Origin of the sequence: Chryseobacterium sp. MIQD13 (assembly GCF_050496705.1) — a bacterium.
GTDB lineage: Bacteria > Bacteroidota > Bacteroidia > Flavobacteriales > Weeksellaceae > Chryseobacterium.
Map to the genome: position 1 here is coordinate 1000003 of NZ_JBNWAF010000002.1, position 21035 is coordinate 1021037.

The window sequence follows — 21035 nt, forward strand, 5'->3', positions numbered from 1 at the left end:
TGCTACTTATTTCCTTTATAATAATTGATCAATCCGTTCGTAGAACTGTCATGAGAAATGATTATCTCATTGTTTTCAAGCTCAGGAAGGATCTTATTGGCTAAAACTTTTCCTAATTCCACTCCAAACTGGTCGAAGCTGAAAATATTCCAGATCACCCCCTGAACAAAAATCTTATGCTCGTACATTGCAATTAACTGTCCTAATGAAAAAGGAGTTAATTCATTGAATAATATAGAGTTAGTTGGTGTGTTTCCGTGGAAGACTTTGTAGTTTAATAACTTGTCAATTTCTTCCTCAGATTTTCCGGCATTTCTCAGTTCTTCTTCTGCTTCTTCTTCAGATTTTCCAAAGGCAAGTGCTTCAGTCTGTGCAAAAAAGTTGGCTAAAAGTTTTGGCTGGTGATCAGAAACCGCATTACTGCTTTTCACATAAGCGATAAAATCTGAAGGAATAAGTTCAGTTCCCTGATGGATTAGCTGATAGAAAGCATGCTGCCCGTTTGTGCCCGGTTCGCCCCAAATGATAGGCCCGGTTTCATACTCTACAAATTCGCCGTTTCTGTCTACACATTTTCCGTTACTTTCCATATCTCCCTGCTGAAGGTAAGCTGCAAATCTGTCCAGATATTGAGAATATGGAAGAATTGCATAGCTTGTTGCCGCATAGAAATTACGGTACCAGATCCCTAAAAGTCCCATTAAAACCGGAACGTTTTCAGAAAAATCTGCAGTCTGGAAATGCTGATCGGTATCATTAGCTCCTTTTAAAAGCTGCTCAAAATTGTCATATCCTACAGCCAGAACGATGCTCAGACCGATGGCACTCCAAAGAGAGTATCTTCCGCCTACCCAGTCCCAGAACTCAAAAATATTTTCTTCTGCAATCCCGAAGTTTTTAACTGCTTCAACATTAGTGGATAAGGCTACAAAATGTTTGGCAACATCTTCCTCTTTACCTGCTTTCAGGAACCAGTCCTTCGCAGAATTGGCATTGGTCATTGTTTCCTGAGTTGTAAATGTTTTGGAAGCAATGATGAACAAGGTCGTTTCTGGATTCAGTTTTTTAACGGTTTCGGCAATGTGATTACCGTCCACGTTTGAAACGAAGTGAACGTTTAGTCTTGTCTTAAAATGTTTTAAAGCAGAACAAACCATTACAGGTCCCAAATCTGAACCTCCGATTCCGATATTCACAACATTGGTAATTTCTTTTCCGCTGAACCCTTTATGTTCCCCTGAAATAATTTTTTCAGAAAAAGCTTTCATATGGTCAAGAACTTTTTTGATCTGAGGCTTGATATTTTCACCGTCTACGATGATTTCTTTATCGGAAAAATCCCTTAAAGCTGTATGAAGAACTGCTCTTCCTTCCGTTTCATTGATCTTGTCTCCTGAAAACATTTTGGAAATAGCATCTTTCAGCTGGCATTCATTGGCCAGATCAAGTAAAAGCTCCTTCGTTCTTGAATCGATCAGGTTTTTAGAATAATCGAAAAGAAAGTTATCTTTCTGTAGAGAGAATTCTTTAAAACGGTCAGGATTGTACTGAAAAAGACTTCTCATGTCAAAATCGTTTCCGGCAAAATGGTCATCAAGGGCTTTCCAGCTGTTGGTGTGTAGAGGATTTATTTTTGATAGCATATTTTAGAAATTATATAGATTCAGAAAATGACGGACGATTTAAAAGCTTAAGATCCATATCATTTTATTTCTGATCTGCAAATTTAAGGAAAAATAAAACCTCAGATAAATTTGAACAGGATAAATAACAATTTTTTAAAAAAGGAACCCCAGAATGTATCTGAGGTTTATTGTTTGGTGATGTATATTGAAAAGAATTATTCATCCGTTTCGTTGAGAATATTTTCAAGCTGTTTAGCGTGACGTCCGTATACATATTTTGTCCATAAAACAATGCTGGTCACAATAGCTACAGTTCCGAGAAGTACTGCCAGAATTAAGGTTTGTTGGTAAGAATTGGAAAGATCTCCTAATGATTTTCCTTTTTTCTCCAGCAGATTAAAAATTTCCAGTCCTAAAGTGATCATAAAGTGCGGAAGAAGCAGGAATCCGAAAGACTGGTATCTCTCCATATTCAGTTTCAGTTCATGATATATTTTCCAGAGGCTGTTTTTGGTATTACCGGTATACAATTCTGTCTGCTTATAAAATTTATAAAATCCAAACAGATAATAAGAAGAGATTACCAAAAGTATGACATAAGAAGTATAGTAGATAACATATTGTGAGGTAGGGAACCCCAGTTGCTGCGGAAAGAATGCGATAAGGATGATGGCAATAATCTGCATCGGAAATTCTGCTTTCATACTTTTCTTGATTTTTTCAATAGGGTGTTTGCTTTTCTTTAGCTGTTCTATGGTGTTGGGAATATGAACGCTTTCTCCGGCTTCATTATTCCACTGTTCTTTTAATTGATCAAAATTCATAACCTGATTTTTTTATGATTTGCTGTATTTTTTCTTTGGTTCTGTTAAGTTTTACACGGGCATTGCCCTCACTCAGCCCCAGATTGTCCCCGATTTCTTTGTGAGACATGCCTTCCATGAAATAGAATATAACTGCTTTCTCGAGAGCTTTAAGCTCCTGAACAGCAGTATAGAAAGCTTCCAGCTGTTTATCTTTTGAGGGATTGTAATCTTCATGCTGAACTTCAAAATGAGAAGGAACGTCTGTGTGATTATTTGTTCTTTGTTTTTCTTTTTTTAAATAAGTAATGGCTGTATTGATGGCTACGCGGTACATCCATGTGGAAAATTCACTGTTGCCTTTGAAGTTCCGGTAAGATTTCCACAGCTGAATAAGAATCTCCTGCTGAAGGTCTTCCCGGTCTTCCTGGGAATCCGCATAGATACGGGAGGCTTTGTACAAAATGCCTTTGTGCTGATTGACGAGCTTTAGAAAAGCGGTTTCAGTTTGACTGCTCACGATGATTTCATGGTTTGGTTACGGATTATAGGCTCGATACAGGTTTTACGGTATATCCTTTTGCTTTTAAAAGACTGATGATTCCGTTTTCACCCATAAGATGTGCACCTCCTACTGCAAAGAAAGAGCTTTCTTTTGTCATTATTTCCGGTATTTTTTCTGCCCAGTTTTTATTTCTGTCTGTCAGCATGGCTTTTTCCTGTTCGGCATTCATTATTTTTTCATTTTTAAAAAGGGTATAGACGGACTGTACATCTTCTTTTTTAAAGGCTGCTACCATCTCCTTCATCAGAATTTCATATTCTTTTCCCATTTTTAACTGCCCGATCACTGCTCTCAGATCATAGGCTTTATTGATGGAAGTCATCTGGTCTTCCACTTTCTCAAGACCGTAAACTTTCTTTTTACTTTTAAGGGCATTTTGAAGAAGCTCTATTTCATACATTTTTATTTCAGTCTGCGGGCATGGAACCGCTTTCATTGAAATAAGCGCATAAAGTCCCTGAGAACTGGAATTATCCATCTTTTTTAAATCTGTTCCGTAATCGGCGAGGATCTTATCCAGTTCCTCAGCTTCTGCAGGAGTAAGTTGGTCGGATATTTTCTTATCCGCGTGAAACATTTTCTGCATAGCTGCTATTTCAGCCGGATCCGTATAATTGATCTCCATGACAAAATTATCAGATTTTTCAAGCGCTTTCATTACTTTCGGCTTGATCTCGAAATCCTTACTGCACATAATATGACACGTTCCTGCAATATAAGAAGGTTTGGTAAGCCCGTTTCCTGAAACTTCCCAAAGCGTACTGTTTTCTGTGTTTTTGCTTTGAGCATTTGTTGTAATGAAAGTTGCCGATAATAATGCTGCGAACCCAAGTTTTACTAGATTTTTCATATAATTAAGTTTTTGATTTTTTATTCTTTAAACAGTAGGTAAGGACAGTATCACGATCGTTACAGTTTTTTTTATAAAAATAAAAAACCTCCTGAAATAGGAGGCTTGTAAAATCTAAAATTATGATGATAACCAATTGGTTAGGAATTTTCTTGTTATTCTGAAATTTTTGTATGATCTGGCTTTATCAGCTTTCTTTTTCTTAAAAAATAAATAATTGCACCAAGGATTAATAATAGCGGCCATATCGTAATAAGTCCCACCGCAATCTTTTGAATCAGGTAAAACCCTTCTACAAAAGCATTTTTAGCATCATATATAAAATTGAATTTATATTTGTTGTCAATGTTTTGCGTATTGGTTACTGCAATTTCAGCAATACGCAGTTTCGGTTCTTTGATGTAAATGTCTATTGTACTGTATTTTATATTATCCGAAACATCCATTTTAGCAAGCTGCTGCTGATTTCCTTCTGCCATATTGTCGTTGTCCAGCTTTACTTTATCCTTGTTTGCCTTTAACTGGTCTATATTCTCGCCTGTCTTTTGTACCCTTTTGCTTTCCAGCTCTGCATACTTGATGTTTGATGTGACATCTTCTGCATTGATTATTCTGGAATTCAGGAAAAGCTTTTTATCATTAATCAGCGTTAAAAGTTCACCTAACTTTTCTGTAGGAACGCGTACCTGCATCGTATTTTCCGTCTGATATTTTTTTACCAGCATGGCATTTTCGTTTGAAGTATTATAAGTGTCTTCAGAAATTACATTGCTGTGGAGATTACTGTTGGTGACAAATCCTCCCAGATCCTGAACCGTTTTTTCAATGGATACTGTGGCTTCATAAACGTCCTTCACTTCCATATTCACATCTGCCGTTTTAATGAACTGCTTGTCTTTTACCTTCATAGTTGCAGCAGAGGAAACACTGTCTGGTGCAACTGCAGCCGAAGAATCTGCTACAGCATAGTCTGCACGCTCGGTAGAAGAGGCCCCTGCTTCTCCTTTTTTACATGAATAAATACCTAATAAAAGGACTGCAGATAATGATAATTTAATGTAAGTCGTTTTCATAGCTTTGATTTTTGTGGGTTTTCTTAGGTCAAAGTTCTGCAAGGATCATTTGTAATATTTGAAAATTAACCGTAAAAAATTTGTAAAGAAATATTTCCGGTTTAATTTATTGTAAATGAGTGTTTTGTAAAATAAATTAAAAATTAAGCTCTTGTTTTCGGAGCAGTTTTTGCTTCACTTTTACAAACCAACCCCACAAAACACTATTATGTCAAATCCTCTTTCCAAAATCAGAAACGCTATAGAATTGTTCAGATCCATAGATTTTGATCAACTGACTGCTATTTCGCAAAAAATTGATTTGCCGAAACTGATGCAGAATTTTTCCAAACTGGATGATAAACAGCTGAACGGAATGATGAAAATGCTTGATCCCGACAAGAAAAAACGTGAACTTCCTCCGGTTGATGGTGATTTTTATGATATTTACCACACGCTGACTCCGGAGCAGAGGGAAATTCAGCTGAAGGTAAGAGCCTTCATGGAGAAAGAAGTGAAACCTTTGGTAAATCATTACTGGCTCAGAGACGAATTTCCATTTGAGCTCATCCCGAAATTTCAGAAACTGAATATCTGCGGAGTAACTTACGAAGGATACGGCTGTCCGGGAATGCCGTTTTTAATGGAAGGTGTTATCGCTATGGAAATGGCAAGAATTGATGCCTCTATTGCTACATTTTTCGGAGTACAGTCCGGGCTTGCGATGGGATCTATTTATATCTGTGGATCTGAAGAGCAGAAGGAAAAATGGCTTCCTCAGATGCAGAAGTTTGAAAAAATAGGAGCTTTTGGTCTTACAGAGCCTGAAGTAGGTTCCGGAGCAGCAGGGGGTCTCACGGTAACCTGCAAAAAGACCCCTGAAGGCTGGATTCTCAATGGTCAGAAAAAGTGGATCGGAAATGCAACATTTGCAGATCTGGTAATCATCTGGGCAAGAGATCTGGATAGTGGCGAAGTAAAAGGCTTTATTGTAGAAAAAGATAATCCGGGTTATTCAGTGGAGAAGATCAAAGGAAAAATGGCGCTGAGAATCGTTCAGAATGGTTTGATCACGTTGAAAGATTGTCTGGTTACCGAAGAAAACCGTCTGCAGAAAGCAGATTCATTTAAAGATACCGGAAAAGTACTGCGTATGACCAGGGCAGGAGTAGCCTGGATGGCTACAGGCTGTGCAAGAGGAGCCTATGAAAGTGCTTTGCAATATACCAGAACAAGAGAGCAGTTCGGAAAACCTATTGCTTCATTCCAGATGATTCAGGGGCATTTGGTAGAAATGCTTTCCAATCTTACCGCTATGCAGACTATGGTCTTCCGGTTATCCGAAATGCAGGATGAAGGGATTTTAAAGGATGAACACGCCTCACTGGCTAAGGTTTTCTGTACTTTGAGAACCAGGGATATTGTTTCGAGGGCAAGAGAGGTAATGGGCGGAAACGGTATTCTCCTTGAGTATGATGTAGCCAGATTTGTGGCAGATGCCGAAGCTATTTATTCATATGAAGGCACAAAAGAGATCAATTCCCTGATTGTGGGAAGATCAATTACGGGATTCAGTGCATTTGTATAGACTAAAGATTGTAGGTGGCAGATAATGGACGATTTAACATATCTGCCACCTATTTTCTATAATCTTTTAGCTAATTAAAGCTTTATATTTTTCTCTGTTGTCGATAATTGCCCAGATATTGATCAGGAACATTACCACAGCCATAATGACTCCCATCTGGTTAGGATCCCTGTATACATTGTGAAGAACTATTCCCACCATAACAGGAAGGATAATAATGGCACCCAAAGCTCTTGTCTTTGGAAAAATAAATAGCAGCCCACCAACGATTTCTACAATTCCCACTAATGGCAATAACCAGCGAATTTCTGCGAAAGCGGCAAAAATCTTTACCTGTTCAGGAGTAAGCTTTGGCATTGGAGAATAATGAAAAAATTTGTCCAGTCCGGCATTGATGAAAACCAAGGCAAACAGAAGACAAAGAATAAACTTTACGATTTTCATAATTGATGATTTTACATCAAATGTAATACAAAAATGATGTTCGTTGAATTATTTTCAATGAATTTTGTTGATGTTTTTAGTTTTTTGTTAAATGTGCTATAAATTTAAAACTCTATAGAGTGTTGGGGGATTGCTTATTATTCATAATCAGTCCATTTCCTTCAGGGTAATATTCTTGGAAATCTTGTAGGTCTTCTTCTTTTTATCAGGCTTTTCCTCTTCACCAAGCAGTTTGCCCCAGGGTTTTAAACCATCCACTCTTTCGAAGATGATTTTAATGATGGCAATAGCCGGAATACAGAGAAACATTCCCGCAATTCCCCAAAGATGCTCCCCCAGAATAATTCCAATAAAAGAAAATAAGGCATTGATCTTTACTTTTGAACCTACTACAAACGGAAGCACGATGTTTCCGTCAATAATATGAATTGCAATATAACCGATAGCTACGTATATACAGGTAGAAGGTGCTCCGGTTGCAAAGGCGATGAAACATGATATTAAAAGAGAAATACAGATCCCCAGATAAGGAATCACATTTAATAAACCTGTCAGAATAGCAAGGAGTATAGCATATTTTATCCCTAAGATAGTAAGAAGGATAGAGCAGAGAATTGAAACGATCAAAACCTGCAGACAAAGTCCGAAAATATACTTCTTGGTCATAACCCTGATCTCGGTAACTACTTCCTGTACACTTGTTTTATGCTTTTCATTAAAAACGGTTACAATGAAATTATTCAGAACTCTTCTATAGTTTAAAATAAAGATAAAAAACAGCGTGAAGAATACGATAAATCCGAAACCGCTTGAAAATATTCCGAAAGTAAAGCCAAGAATTACCCCGGAAGAGGATAACAATTTATTCAGTCCCTGATTAATATAGTCAAGCTGCTCATCTATTTTTACATTGAATGTTTTGGAAATCCAGTGCTGCAGATTATTGAAAACCGTTGTTACCTGCTCCCTGAGATGCGGAAGATCTTTACTGAAATCAGAAAGCTGCGATCCGAAAAAGTAAATAAGCCCGGATAAAATAGCCAGCATTATAAAAACAGAAGTCATGGTGGATATAGATCTTGGAAACTTTAACCTTCTCTCCATGAAAGTGGCAGCAGGAAGAAAGAGCATAGCCATTAAAAAAGCCAGAAAGAAAGGTGCTAAAATGCTCTGTCCAAGTGCCAAAAGGTAGCCCAATCCAATGATGGAAATAACTACAAGCGTGAGATTGACAAGAAAAGGGAGTCTAAGAAAGTTCATAGTTTCAAATCTGTTGTATAAAAATAAGAAAAACCCATCTAATTCAAGGGCATTTTGGGTTAATTAACATAATTCTTTTGATAAGGAAGGTACATGAATAGGGAAGTGTGGTATGTATTTCTTAAAATTAGTTTAGATATTTTTATAAAAAGGCAGTGGTGTTTTTATCTCTCGCTGATTTTGCCGATTGGGCCGATTTTTACCAGCGTGGTTATGTAAACTTTTGCTTTTAGATAATGTGAACTTTAGTATGCATCATTATTAAAATTAAACTAGAAGATATATAAATGTTAATAAAAATGTTGTTAAATCTACTAACAAAAAACGCCTCCCAGAATTACCTGAGAAGCGTTTTCTTATTGAGAGTTGATATGTTATGAATTATTTTTCGATGGCGAAATCAATTACCTCTTCCATTCTGTTCACATAATGTACGGTAAGGTTTTTCAGATAATCTTTTTTGATTTCTTCTACATCTTTCCTGTTCGCTTCGCAAAGAATAACCTCTTTTATTCCTGCTCTGGTTGCGGCAAGAAGTTTTTCTTTGATTCCGCCTACAGGAAGCACCTTTCCTCTTAAAGTTATTTCTCCCGTCATTGCAAGATGAGGTTTTACTTTCTTGTTCTTGAATGAAGAAACCATTGATGTCAGCATAGCAATACCGGCAGATGGTCCGTCCTTTGGTGTTGCTCCTTCCGGAACGTGAACGTGGATGTTTTTCTTATCCAGATCTTCCTGTGGTATTCCAAGCTCATCATGTTTGGCTTTGATATATTCCAGCGCAATGGTTGCGGATTCTTTCATAACGGTTCCGAGGTTTCCAGTCATGGTAAGAGCGCCTTTTCCATTACTTAAAATACTTTCAATATATAAAATATCTCCACCTACACTTGTCCATGCAAGACCTGTTACAACACCCGGTACTCCGGTAATTTCAGACAAGCTTTTTGGTCTTGGTACTCCAAGGATCTCGTCTATTTTTTCAACAGTGATTTTTGGATCATATTCTTTCATTAAAGCAGTCTGAAGAGCGACCCATCTTGCAATGGATGCAATTCTTTTTTCAAGGGTTCTCACACCGCTTTCTGAAGTATGTGCTTCAATGATATGCTTAAGTTCAGGATTTCCAAGTTTGAATGATTTTGCATCCAGTCCGTTTTCTTCCTGCTGTTTTTTGATTAAATGTCTTTTCGCGATCTCCGTTTTTTCCTCCATTGTATATCCGGCAATCTGAATGATCTCTGTTCTGTCTAAAAGCGGAGTCTGGATCGTGGAAAGTGAATTGGCCGTAGCAATAAACATCACTTTAGACAAATCATAGCCCATTTCCAGAAAATTATCATAGAAAGCTTTATTTTGTTCAGGATCAAGGACTTCTAAAAGAGCAGAACTAGGATCTCCGTGAAGACCTTGCCCGATTTTATCAATCTCATCCAAAACAATCACTGGATTGGAAGTTCCTGATTTCTTGATAGACTGCAGGATTCTTCCTGCCATAGCTCCGATATATGTTTTTCTGTGTCCGCGGATCTCACTCTCATCATGAAGCCCGCCAAGAGATAACCTCACATATTTTCTGCCTAAAGCATCTGCTACAGACTTTCCTAAAGATGTTTTTCCCACTCCCGGAGGTCCTACAAGCAACAGAATAGGAGATTTCATGTTGTTTTTTAATTTTAAAACAGCCATGTGTTCCAGAATTCTTTTCTTAATATCCTCCAGTCCGAAATGAGCTTTATCTAAAGTTTTTTCAGCCTTGGCAATATCAAAAATATCCTTTGTATAAGTCTCCCAAGGGAGGTCTGTAAAGAAATCGAGATAATTTCTCTGTACATTATAATCCGGAGCATTGGGATTTTGACGCTGCAGCCTGTTGATTTCCTTCTGGAAATGTTCCTCTACTTCCTTGCTCCATTTTTTACTTTTTGCTTTATTGATAAGATCCTCTACATCACTTTCCGGACCACCACCAAGCTCATCCTGAATGGTTCTGATCTGCTGGTTCAGAAAATACTCTCTCTGCTGCTTATCAAGATCTTTTGAGGTTTTCTGATGGATCTGGTTTCTTAATTCCAGTTTTCTGAAATCCTCATGCATCATTTCATAGCATTTGTTTGCTCTTTCCATAAGGCTCTTCTCTTCAAGCAGTTTTTGCTTTTCCGGAGAAGGAAAACTGGCATTGGTACAGATGAAATTCAGAAGATCATCATTATTATTGATATTCTTGATCGCAAAATTGGCTGCATTCGGAATATTAGGATCCAGCTCAATAATCTTTAACGCAAGATCTTTAATATTTTCAAGCAAAGCCTCGTATTCTTCCTTATTTTTTGGTTGGGAATCTTTTAGTTTTGAAATTTCAGCTTTAAAATAAGGCTGGTTTTCTACAATCTTTTTTATTTTGAATCTGTGAAAACCTTTCGTAATAGCAGTGATATTACCTTCGGGAAGTTTGATGATCTTAATGATCTTGGCAAGCGTACCGGTCTGGAACATGTCCTTCTCACCGGGCTGCTCCAGATCTGAATTTTTCTGGCTCACAATTCCGATGAACTCACCGTTTTTCTGAGCCTCTTCAAGAAGCTGTATTGATGTTTTTCTTCCTGCAGTAATAGGAATTACCACATTTGGAAACATGACCATATTTCTTACAGGAAGTATGGGAAATATTCTTTGTCCGGAATTCTTATCAGTTTCCGAAAAGTCTGAAAGATTGATCTCTTCCGCTACAATATCAAACCCATCGCTGATCATTTCCTCTAAACTGATATCTTCAAATTCTGTCATACTTATATAAAATGACAAATTGTCACCTTCGTTTTAAATCGTTAAAATGATATTTTACAATACACGCTGAAAACCTGTAGCGTATTATAGTTCCTTAAATTGCACAATACCTGTGCCATTTGTTTTTTGCTGAAAAATATGGTCAAAATTTCCTTTTTTTAATAATCTTTCATTTTAAAAATTAAAATAAAGGACTTCCGCTTCTCTAATTTCTTAAAAATGTGTATTTTCGCAAACTGATAAAAAACTATAATATATAAAATGGCAATTTTAGGACAGATTAGGAGTAAGCCTTGGCTTTTGATGGGAGTGATAGCATTGGCGCTTTTAGCGTTTCTGGTAAACCCTGATAGCATCGACAAGGTTTTTGGAAAAAATCCTGATGTTTTAGGAAAAGTAAACGGTGAGAAAATCACCCGCGAAGAGTTTAATGATCAGCTTTTCGTACTGCAGCAGCAGGCTGAGCAACAGGGCCGTCCAAAAACGGGACTTGAAGAGCAGGCTTGGCAGTTACTTGTACAATCTAAACTTATCAAGCAGCAGTTTGAAAAATTGGGCTTTGAGATGACTGATGATTATTTCTGGAGTCAGATCCAGTACGATCAGATGTTTGCCCAGCAGCAGCAGTTCTTTGATGAGAAAGGTAATTTTAAAACTCAAGAGCTTAAAAAAGAAATTGAAACATTAAAGAACACCAATCCTGAAGGGTACAACCAATGGTTGAAAACCAGAAAAACAGTTGAGTACAGACTGATGGCAAGACAGGTGTTTACTAATATTTCTGCAGGGATCACTACTGGTAAGAAAGAAGCTGAAGAGCTTATGAAGCAGAGAGATCAGCTGGCTGATATCGATTTTGTAAAGATCGATTATGCTGCATACCTTCAGAAAACAAAGATCAACGTTAGTACAGCAGACCTTGAAAATTATATCAAGCAGCACCCTGTAATGTTCAAAGCTGAACCTAGCAGAAATATCGGAATTGTATATTTCCCTTCCACACCAAGTGCGGCAGATGATGCAGCAGCTCAGAAGGAAATCAATAAACTTTTCTCTGCCGGTACAGATGCAAGCGGAGGTGCGGAGAACTTCCAGAATACAAAGAACGACTCTATGTTCGTAATGGCTAATTCTGATATGCCTTTCAACAATCAGTATTCAAAGCCTAACCAATTGCCTCAGGCTATCCAGGGACAAATTGCAACTGCAGCTATCGGGCAGACTTTTGGTCCTTATAAAGAACAAAACTTCTATGTAGTTTCAAAACTTTTAGATAAAAAGACTTCTGACTCTACATTGTCAAGACATATCCTTATTGCTTTCAAAGGAAGTCCGGCGGGAGAAGGTGTAACAAGATCCAAAGAACAGGCTAAAAAATTAGCTGACTCTATCGGAGCTATTGTAAAAGCTACCCCTGCTAAATTTACGGAATTCCTTAAGCTTTCCAATGATCCTAACTCTGCAGCACAAGGAGGAAGCTTAGGATGGACTACTCCGGAAACACCTTTTGTTCCTGAGTTCCTTACCTACCTGGCTAACAACCCTAAAGGAGCTACAGGTGTTGTAGAAACACAGTTCGGATACCATATCATCAATATTGAAGATAAAAAAGCAGGGGCAATGAGCTATAAAGTAGCTAACCTTGTAAAAGAAGTGAAGCCTTCAGATGCTACAGAAGCAGAATCTGATAAAAAAGCAAGAAGATTCATTCAGCAGGTTCAGGGGAAATCTTTCAACGATTTCGTGAATATTGCCAAAAAAGGAAACTACCAGTTCTCCAATCCTAAAGCAGCCAAAAGATTTGACGGACAGCTTCAGGGTCTTGGTACAGACAAAGACGGAGAGATCTTAGCTTGGGCTTTCGATAAGAAAAGAACCAAAGGAGATACCGAATTCTTTACTGTAGAAGGAACAGGAGATAAAATCGTTGCTTACCTTAACGGAAAGCAGGAAGCAGGTCTTGCAGATCCTGAATCTGTAAGAGATCAGATTGAAGTAATCGTTAAAAATAAATTGGCAGCAAAACAGATCTCTGATAAAATTGCCGGAGCTAAAGCTTCAAACTTAGATCAGATTGCTAAAATGTTTGCTTCAACAAAACAAGCAGCTCAGGTTAATATGCTGAACCCTTCAGTAGCAGGTTCTATGGAGCCTAAAGTTGCAGGTGCTGCATTCGGTGTTGCAAAAGGTAAACTTTCCAATCCTATAGAAGGGGGAACAGGAGTTTATGTACTGATCAAAAAATCAGAAACAGTAAACAAGCAGCCGGGTGATGCTAAGCAGTTCACAGAATCTATTACCCAGAGAAATGCAGGAATGTTCGGACAGGCTTGGATGAAGAGCCTTCAGGATAATGCAGATATCAAAGATTACAGAATCGAAATCTGGAACAAGCTGGGAACTCAGCAACAGTAAGAAATTAATTTTTACAGATACAAAAGCGGCAGAATTTTCTGCCGCTTTTTTGTATTTAACGCAGAGCAATAAAGAAAAAGATTAATTTAAAATGTGCTATATTTGCTCATTAGAAAAAATTTAGCAAGTGAAGTTCAGTAAAGAATTAAAAGCTGGTGTGATTGCACTTTTAGCTATTGTAGGCTTTGTGGTGTTGTTTCAATTCATGAAAGGCAGAAGTCTTTTTACTACCGATAATATATTTTACGCAAAATATGATAATGTGGAGGGTCTTGCACAGTCATCCGCAGTTTCCATTAATGGTCTGAAAGTAGGACAGGTCGATAAGATTATTCCCAGAACGGCAAAAGACGGAAAGATAAGTTTTGTAGTAAAAATTACAGTAGATGACAAATTCGAGTTTTCCAAAAATTCAACTCTTGAAATCTTTGAACCTGGTTTAATGTCAGGAAAAGAAATGAGAGTAAACCTTATGTACGGAGGGCCAACTGCAAAAGATGGGGATACGCTTCAGGGATCTTTCAAATTAGGAACATTGGGAAGCCTTTCTTCTCAGGTAGGCCCGGTTAAAGATCAGCTGCAGACAGTTTTACATCGTGTAGATTCTCTAATGGCTAATGCCAATCAGTTGGTTGACGGGCAAAACAGAGCTGAAATCAAAGCATTACTGGCCAATCTTAATAAGACTGTAGGTGCTTTGGAAACTACAGCAGGAAGCGTAAATACTCTTGTAGGACATAACGATCCTAAACTTCAGAAAGTACTTGATGACGCAAGCGTTACCATGCAGAGCGGAAAAGTAACATTAGATAAATACGGAAATCTTGCAGAAAGCATTGATACTAAAAAACTGAATGCGGCAATCGCCAGTTTGGATGCTACCGTAGGAAAACTTAATCAGGTAATTGCAGGAGTTGATAACGGGCAGGGAAGCTTAGGAAAACTAATGAAAGATGAGCAGTTATACAACAATTTAAACTCTGCTTCCACCAACCTGAATTCATTGATTGAGGATATGAAAGCAAACCCTAAGAGATATATCAATTTCTCGGTTTTCGGTAAGAACAATAAAGACTAATCACCTTATGCAGTACATCGATAACATTATTTTTCTGATCTTATTAGTTGCGGGATTCGGGCTGTTTGCAAAAAGCCTGCAAAAGATTTACAGAAATATCAAATTAGGAAGAGAAATCAATAGAAGCGACAGGAAATCCGAACGCTGGGAAACCATGGCCACAGTGGCGATGGGGCAGAGCAAAATGGGAAAACGTCCTGTAGCAGGTATTCTTCACCTTTTTGTGTATGTGGGTTTTGTTATTATCAATATTGAACTTATAGAAATTATTGTTGATGGTATCTTTGGAACCCACAGATTCCTGTCTTCCATTTTTGGACATACTTTCTACAATTTCTTTACAGCAACCTTAGAAGTACTGGCTCTTTTAGTAATAATCGGAGTTGTTATTTTCTTTATCAGAAGAAATTTCTACGGAGTTAAAAGGCTTACTATGAAAGAACTTTTTGGCTGGCCTAAAAACGATGCCAACTGGATTCTGATCATAGAATTTGCCCTGATGATGGCTTTCTTTAGTATGAATGCTTCAGAATCTGTTTTACAGGCAAGAAATGCAGAAGGTTTTCATCATATTGGTTCTTTTCCAATCAGTGAAATGCTTTTTGTTCCATTCTTAAACGTTTTTAGCTTTGATAGCGGATTCTTGGTTTTTATTGAAAGAGGTGCGTGGTGGTTCCACTTTGTAGGAATTCTTTTCTTCATGAACTATCTTTATTATTCAAAACATTTACATATCATTCTTGCATTTCCAAGTACATGGTTTGCCAATCTTGATAAAAAAGGAAAATTCAACAATCTTGACTCTGTAACCAAAGAGATCAAATTAATGATGGATCCGAATGCCGACCCTTATGCAGCTCCGGCTGAAGGGGCTGAAGCAGATGTTCCGTCTAAATTTGGTGCAGAAGATATATTTGACCTTAATCAGGTACAGCTACTTAACGCTTACTCCTGTACAGAGTGTGGAAGATGTACTTCCGTATGTCCTGCCAACATTACAGGTAAAAAACTTTCTCCGAGGCTCATCCTTATGAAAACAAGAGACAGACTGGAAGAAGTAGGCAGAAATATTGACAAAAACGGAAAGTTTGAAGACGATGGCAAAAAGCTTCTGAATGATTATATCACAAAAGAAGAACTTTGGGCGTGTACAACATGTAATGCATGTACAGACGCATGTCCGATATTGCTAGACCCTCTTTCTATTATTTTCGAAATGAGAAGATTCCTGGTGATGGAACAGTCTGCTGCCCCTCAGGAACTGAATCTTATGATGACGAATGTGGAAAATAATGCCGCTCCGTGGCAGTATAACCAGGCAGACCGTCTGAATTGGGCAAATGATTAATGGTGCAAAAAATTGCAGGATATTATTTAAATAAAAATTCATAATACAAATGGATTTCAATATAAAAACAATGGCAGAATATGCTGCCGAAGGAAAAGCTCCGGAAGTTTTATTCTGGGTTGGATGTGCCGGAAGTTTTGACGACCGTGCCAAAAAAATTACAAAAGCATTTTGCAAGATATTAAACAAAATAGGTGTTGAATTTGCCGTTCTGGGTCAGGAAGAAAGCTGTACAGGAGATCCGGCAAAAAGAGCAGGAAACGAATTTGTTTTCCAGATGATGGCCCTTACCAATATTGAGGTCCTGAATGCCTATGAAGTGAAAAAAATCGTTACAGCATGCCCTCACTGTTTCAATACCCTTAAAAATGAATATCCGAGCTTAGGAGGACATTTTGATGTGGTACATCATACCCAGTTCCTTAAAACATTAATGGAAGAGGGTAGATTAAAGATTGAAGGAGGTGCTTTCAGAGGAAAAAAGATTACTTTCCATGATCCTTGCTATCTGGGAAGAGCCAATGACGAGTATGAAGCTCCAAGAATGCTTCTTGAAAAGCTTGATGCAGAGCTTGTAGAAATGAAGCGTTGCAAAACCAACGGTCTATGTTGTGGAGCAGGAGGAGCCCAGATGTTCAAAGAGCCTGAAAAAGGAAACAAAGACATCAATATCGAAAGAACAGAAGAAGCTCTATCTTTCGAGCCTAAGGTTATTGCTACAGGATGCCCGTTCTGTAATACCATGATGACAGATGGGGTAAAACATTTTAACAAGAATACGGAAGTAGCTGTAAAAGATATTGTGGAACTTCTCGCAGAAGCAGAAGATCTGTAAAGATTACATAAAGATAGATTAAAACTCAGGCTCAGGCTTGGGTTTTTCTTTATCATAAACTCAGGAATATTTCTTAATTTTATACTTTAAAATTGACAGGATATGAAAATTGAAGAATCCAGTATAGTAGAAACCAGCGACTACAGAGTCATTATATACCCGGCATCCAGACCTTTTGAAACCAAAGAAGCTAAAGTAATTACAGAAAAGCTATTTGACTTTCTGGCAACATGGGCTGCACACGGAAAACCTCTTGCTTCATCATTTAAAATTGAAAAAAATCAATTTATCGTGGTATGTGTAGATGAGGAAAAAGAAATGGCTTCAGGATGCAGTATTGATGCTCTGGGGAAGATTATGCGCGAAATAGACGAAGAGTACCAGCTTGGACTTTTCGACAGAATGAAAGCCAGCTTTGTGCAAAACGGAGAAGTAAAGACATTGAAACTTCAGGACTTCAAATCTCAGCTGAGAAGCAGTGAACTGCCGAAAGATATTCAGGTATTTGATTTTTCTAAAAATACTTACCTTGACTTTTTAAGCCACTTTCTGCTTCCATTGGATAAAAGCTGGGCTGCAGGTATAGCTTAAGCAAATATAAAAAACAATCAATCAGAACTTTAGATTGAGGCCTTCAGGCAGTTTTCTGTTGAAAACAGTCTTTGTAAAGTCTTCAATGTAAGGTTCTTTTTGCTTAATGACCTTACAGGGGTTTCCTACTGCAATCGAATTCGAAGGAATATCTTTTGCCACGATAGAGCCGGCTCCAATCACTACATTATCCCCGATCTTTACTCCCGGAAGGATCACGGAATTAGTTCCTACAAAAACATTATTTCCTATAATGATCGGCCCGCATTCATCATGAATACTGTGATCGTTATGATTATGGTTTGCAGAAATCAGGGAAGTTCCCGCTCCGAAACCTACATTATTTCCTATAATAATACCATTGTTGGCCTGAATATAAATATTAGGATTATCACCTGGATCACAAAGAATTCCCTTTTGAATTTTCGGGTGATTTCTGATCACTGAAGTAAAATGTACAGGCCAGGGAACTTTTCCGTTGATCCTCAATATTTTTTGGGGAACCAGATAATGAAAAAACAGGACGTGAGGAAGCATATAATCATACTTCTGACGGTAATATTCAGGATAGAAGAAATTATTAATTCTATGGAAGATCTGGTATTCAATAAACTTTTTAATCGGATTCATTTTTCTTCAGAATAAACATGATGTAAAAATACAAAAATCCGTAGCCGATAAACAAGAATCCCGAAAAAATCCCCACCAGGTAACTGATTCCCATTTCTTTTCCGATGAAAATGGCTGCTATATTGACAAGGAAAAGATAAATATTAAAAACCAGGGCAACATTGTTCCGTTTCAGGATCGTTAAAATATCGGAAATGGGGTTGATAAGGCTTCGGGTAAGATATCCGAAGGACATCAGAAAAATGAAAAGCCCCAGATGTTCCCAGTTTTTATTGAAGAACATTTTCAGAATAGGGATTCCGGCCACATTAATGAGTATGTAGAGTGCAAAAATGATGTAAAAATTCATTAGGCTCATCTTCTTCGTATAAGCAAACAGCTCACTTCTGCTTCTGCCACTGTTGTTGATTTCTGCTGCTTTAGGATAATAAACGGTTGCAATGGATGATGAGATCAGAAGAAGAGGAACAGACATTATTTTTACTGCCAAAGAATATTCGCCCAATAAAGAATCGGCAAAATAGAGCGAGATCAGGATTGGCATGATGTTATTTCCTAAAGCATTGATTAACGTAGAAGGATAAGAATATTTAAAAAGTTCCGGCCTTTTTTTCGCATTGGCAATATACCTTTTGAGATCAGGTTTTACAAAATATTTCCGTGAGTAATAAAGGGCAGCAAGAAAAGCAGCAATATAACCGATCAAACTGCCGATTACAAGACCGTTTTCTATCTTAATAAAGACAAATACGACCTGAAAAAGAAAACTTACTACAGAATCTACGATCGTCAGTACAGAAACGAGTTTGAAGAGCTTCTTTTTTGCCAGCAGAAACTTTGCATTATTCGTAAACAGGTAAATAAAACCAGTAAAAATCCCCAGAAATAAGATGTTTTTCGGAATATCAAAAGGAATGAATACCAACAGGAAAGCCAATAACATAACTCCGGCTGAAATCATACCCGCCGCACTGAAATTATTATTCACATCCTGTTCATTGCCTTCAAGCATAATCATGTGCTCCTGTGCAAGGCTGAGTACTACCGTGAATATGCTCATGATACTCAGGTAAATACTGAAAATACCATATTCTGAAGACCCGTAATATTTTGCCAGCAGAAGCCCTCCGATCACCAAAACGAATTTGGAAATAAAATTTCCTTTGAATATGGTGGTGATATGGCTGCCGTTTAATCTTTTGAGTTTGTTTAAAAACATGGTAAAATATTACGAGAACAAATATATAATTATACATTTGCATAAAATAAAAAAGATTATTGAAAATTAACGGAAGATGAAATTCAAGCTGAATCATATTGTATTATTTAAACTTATAGCGGTCATGTTTTTAATGGCTTCGTGTGGAAGCGATGATGAATCCTTACAGAGAATCGATCAGGTTATGAATTTCTATATGAAAAACAGCGCCGGACAGGATCTGCTGAACCCTAAAAAAGCGGGTTCATATACTGCTTTTTCAGTGAATGATGACAACGGTGCAACAGATGTATCACCGGTGTCCGTTCCGCTTAAAATGACGACGGATTCCTTATATTATTTTGAATATGTAAGCGGAGCCAAAAGGATCATCATGGATTCCATCAGTCCGGAGAATAAAACCTATCATTCAAATCTGACTTTCTCGCTTAGCAGAACAGTGAACAATCAGGTAGTGACCGTTACAGATGCTATGGAAATCCGTTACCGTTGGACGCCATCACTGTTTCAGGTTTCAGAGGTACTTTACAATGATCAGGTTATATTTTCAAAAGAGGCAGATGCACCCAATGCTATAAATACCTTTACTATCATAAAATAATTTAAATTTGCAAAACTGTTAGCTTAGGATTTAAGTTTAACATCTAATATTTAACATCTCAATACAATGTTACAAGTCAATTTTTTACGCGACAATAAAGAACGCGTTTTAGAAGGTCTTCAGAAAAGACAATTCAAGAATCTTGGGTTGGTAGACGATGCTATTGCTACTGACGACGAAAGAAAAAGAATCCAGTTTGAATTAGATTCCCAGCTTTCCGAGATCAACAAAATTTCCAAAGAAATTGGACTTTTGATGAAAGAAGGAAAAAAAGAAGAAGCGGAGTCTGCAAAATCTAAAACAGCACAATTCAAAGAGTCGAGTAAAGAACTGCAATCCCAATTAGACGTAGCGGAAAAAGCTTTACTGGATATTTTGTACCAGATCCCGAATATTCCATATGAATTGGTAAAAAACGGAGCTTCTGCGGAAGACAATGAGAATATTTTCCAGTCTCACCCTGTAGAAGGTCTTGGAGAAGGAGCTATTCCTCACTGGGAATTGGCTAAAAAATATAATCTGATTGATTTTGAACTTGGAGTAAAGATCGCAGGTACAGGTTTTCCTGTTTATTTAGGGAAAGGAGCAAGGCTTCAGAGAGCTTTGGTTCAGTATTTCTTAGATAAGAATATTGAAAAAGGCTACCTTGAGGTAAATCCTCCTCACGTTGTGAATGAGGCTTCAGGGTATGGGACAGGACAACTTCCGGATAAAGAAGGACAAATGTACCATGTTGGTTTGGATGATCTGTATCTGATCCCAACGGCAGAAGTTCCGGTAACGAATCTTTACCGTGATGTATTGCTTGAGGAAAAAGATCTTCCTATCAAAAATACAGCTTTCTCTCAGTGTTATAGAAGAGAAGCGGGAAGCTACGGAGCTCACGTAAGAGGTTTGAACCGTCTTCACCAGTTTGAAAAAGTAGAGATCGTAAGAATCGAAAAGCCGGAAAATTCATACGCGGTTTTAGAGGAAATGGTAGAACATATCAAAGAAATCCTTACAGATCTTGAACTTCCATTCAGAGTATTAAGACTTTGCGGGGGAGATACGGGTTTTGCAGCTGCGATGACGTATGACTTTGAAGTATGGAGCGCGGCACAGGAAATGTGGCTGGAAGTAAGCTCTGTATCCAATTTTGAAACTTTCCAGGCAAACCGTCTGAAATGCCGTTTCAAAACAGAAGGGAAGTCTCAGCTGGTTCATACCTTAAACGGTTCTGCAATGGCGCTTCCGAGAATTATGGCGGCTTTGCTTGAAAACAACCAGACAGCAGAAGGAATCAGAATTCCTAAGAAGATTGCAGAATATGCGAGATTCAATCTGATTAACTAGAAATTTATT

18 protein-coding genes are annotated in these 21035 nt (G+C 37.7%); 8 read left to right on the plus strand and 10 right to left on the minus strand.

Annotation, left to right across the window (positions count from 1 at the left end; genetic code table 11):
• Positions 1-2: 2 nt before the first annotated feature.
• The 5 genes from pgi to ACQWU4_RS11590 form a co-directional block, all read right to left on the minus strand.
• Positions 3-1643: a glucose-6-phosphate isomerase gene (pgi, locus tag ACQWU4_RS11570; protein ID WP_429935913.1), complete on the minus strand. Its 1641-nt coding sequence runs from the start codon at positions 1641-1643 to the stop codon at positions 3-5.
• Between the two features lie 197 nt (positions 1644-1840).
• Positions 1841-2449, minus strand: a complete 609-nt coding sequence (locus ACQWU4_RS11575; protein WP_429935914.1) for a hypothetical protein — start codon at positions 2447-2449, stop codon at positions 1841-1843.
• Positions 2439-2873 carry an RNA polymerase sigma factor gene (locus ACQWU4_RS11580; protein ID WP_429936049.1) on the minus strand — a complete coding sequence of 145 codons (435 nt, stop codon included), beginning with the start codon at positions 2871-2873 and terminating at the stop codon, positions 2439-2441. The genes ACQWU4_RS11575 and ACQWU4_RS11580 overlap by 11 nt, the downstream gene beginning before the upstream one ends.
• 100 nt (positions 2874-2973) lie before the next feature.
• The gene (locus ACQWU4_RS11585; protein WP_429935915.1) at positions 2974-3843 is read right to left on the minus strand and encodes a TraB/GumN family protein; all 870 of its coding nucleotides are present in this window, start codon (positions 3841-3843) and stop codon (positions 2974-2976) included.
• Between the two features lie 155 nt (positions 3844-3998).
• Positions 3999-4916 (minus strand): DUF4349 domain-containing protein, encoded by a 918-nt coding sequence (locus ACQWU4_RS11590; protein WP_429935916.1) that lies wholly within the window; start codon positions 4914-4916, stop codon positions 3999-4001.
• Between the two features lie 208 nt (positions 4917-5124).
• Here ACQWU4_RS11590 and ACQWU4_RS11595 point away from each other — a divergent pair, with 208 nt between their 5' ends.
• Positions 5125-6483, plus strand: a complete 1359-nt coding sequence (locus tag ACQWU4_RS11595; protein WP_429935917.1) for an acyl-CoA dehydrogenase family protein — start codon at positions 5125-5127, stop codon at positions 6481-6483.
• A gap of 66 nt (positions 6484-6549) precedes the next feature.
• On the opposite strand, the gene ACQWU4_RS11600 is transcribed toward ACQWU4_RS11595, so the two are convergent.
• The 3 genes from ACQWU4_RS11600 to lon form a co-directional block, all read right to left on the minus strand.
• Entirely contained in the window at positions 6550-6927 is a 378-nt protein-coding gene (locus ACQWU4_RS11600) for a DoxX family protein (protein WP_429935918.1), read from the minus strand.
• Positions 6928-7074: 147 nt separating this feature from the next.
• A complete protein-coding gene (locus ACQWU4_RS11605; RefSeq protein WP_429935919.1) occupies positions 7075-8187 on the minus strand; it encodes an AI-2E family transporter in 1113 nt (370 codons plus the stop codon).
• 381 nt (positions 8188-8568) lie between these two features.
• Complete coding sequence (gene lon, locus ACQWU4_RS11610; RefSeq protein WP_429935920.1) at positions 8569-10974, minus strand: endopeptidase La; 2406 nt, start codon at positions 10972-10974, stop codon at positions 8569-8571.
• Positions 10975-11235: 261 nt separating this feature from the next.
• Here lon and ACQWU4_RS11615 point away from each other — a divergent pair, with 261 nt between their 5' ends.
• The 5 genes from ACQWU4_RS11615 to ACQWU4_RS11635 all read left to right on the plus strand — a co-directional run bounded on the left by ACQWU4_RS11615 (position 11236) and on the right by ACQWU4_RS11635 (position 17241).
• Entirely contained in the window at positions 11236-13389 is a 2154-nt protein-coding gene (locus tag ACQWU4_RS11615) for a SurA N-terminal domain-containing protein (RefSeq protein WP_429935921.1), read from the plus strand.
• Between the two features lie 127 nt (positions 13390-13516).
• Positions 13517-14467, plus strand: coding sequence for an MlaD family protein (locus ACQWU4_RS11620; protein WP_429935922.1), 951 nt, complete (start codon positions 13517-13519; stop codon positions 14465-14467).
• 7 nt (positions 14468-14474) lie between these two features.
• Positions 14475-15815: a 4Fe-4S dicluster domain-containing protein gene (locus tag ACQWU4_RS11625; protein ID WP_429935923.1), complete on the plus strand. Its 1341-nt coding sequence runs from the start codon at positions 14475-14477 to the stop codon at positions 15813-15815.
• Between the two features lie 49 nt (positions 15816-15864).
• The gene (locus ACQWU4_RS11630) at positions 15865-16650 is read left to right on the plus strand and encodes a (Fe-S)-binding protein (protein ID WP_429935924.1); all 786 of its coding nucleotides are present in this window, start codon (positions 15865-15867) and stop codon (positions 16648-16650) included.
• A 102-nt stretch (positions 16651-16752) separates the two neighbouring features.
• Positions 16753-17241: a hypothetical protein gene (locus ACQWU4_RS11635; protein WP_429935925.1), complete on the plus strand. Its 489-nt coding sequence runs from the start codon at positions 16753-16755 to the stop codon at positions 17239-17241.
• A 21-nt stretch (positions 17242-17262) separates the two neighbouring features.
• Here ACQWU4_RS11635 and ACQWU4_RS11640 read toward each other — a convergent pair whose 3' ends face one another.
• A complete protein-coding gene (locus ACQWU4_RS11640; protein WP_429935926.1) occupies positions 17263-17871 on the minus strand; it encodes an acyltransferase in 609 nt (202 codons plus the stop codon).
• Positions 17858-19090, minus strand: a complete 1233-nt coding sequence (locus tag ACQWU4_RS11645) for an oligosaccharide flippase family protein (RefSeq protein ID WP_429935927.1) — start codon at positions 19088-19090, stop codon at positions 17858-17860. The genes ACQWU4_RS11640 and ACQWU4_RS11645 overlap by 14 nt, the downstream gene beginning before the upstream one ends.
• Before the next feature lie 76 nt (positions 19091-19166).
• On the opposite strand from ACQWU4_RS11645, the gene ACQWU4_RS11650 reads away from it, so the two are divergent.
• Together ACQWU4_RS11650 and serS are read left to right on the plus strand one after the other, a co-directional pair.
• Complete coding sequence (locus ACQWU4_RS11650; RefSeq protein WP_429935928.1) at positions 19167-19691, plus strand: hypothetical protein; 525 nt, start codon at positions 19167-19169, stop codon at positions 19689-19691.
• Positions 19692-19757: 66 nt separating this feature from the next.
• Positions 19758-21026 (plus strand): serine--tRNA ligase, encoded by a 1269-nt coding sequence (serS, locus tag ACQWU4_RS11655; protein WP_429935929.1) that lies wholly within the window; start codon positions 19758-19760, stop codon positions 21024-21026.
• The last annotated feature ends 9 nt before the right edge of the window (positions 21027-21035 follow it).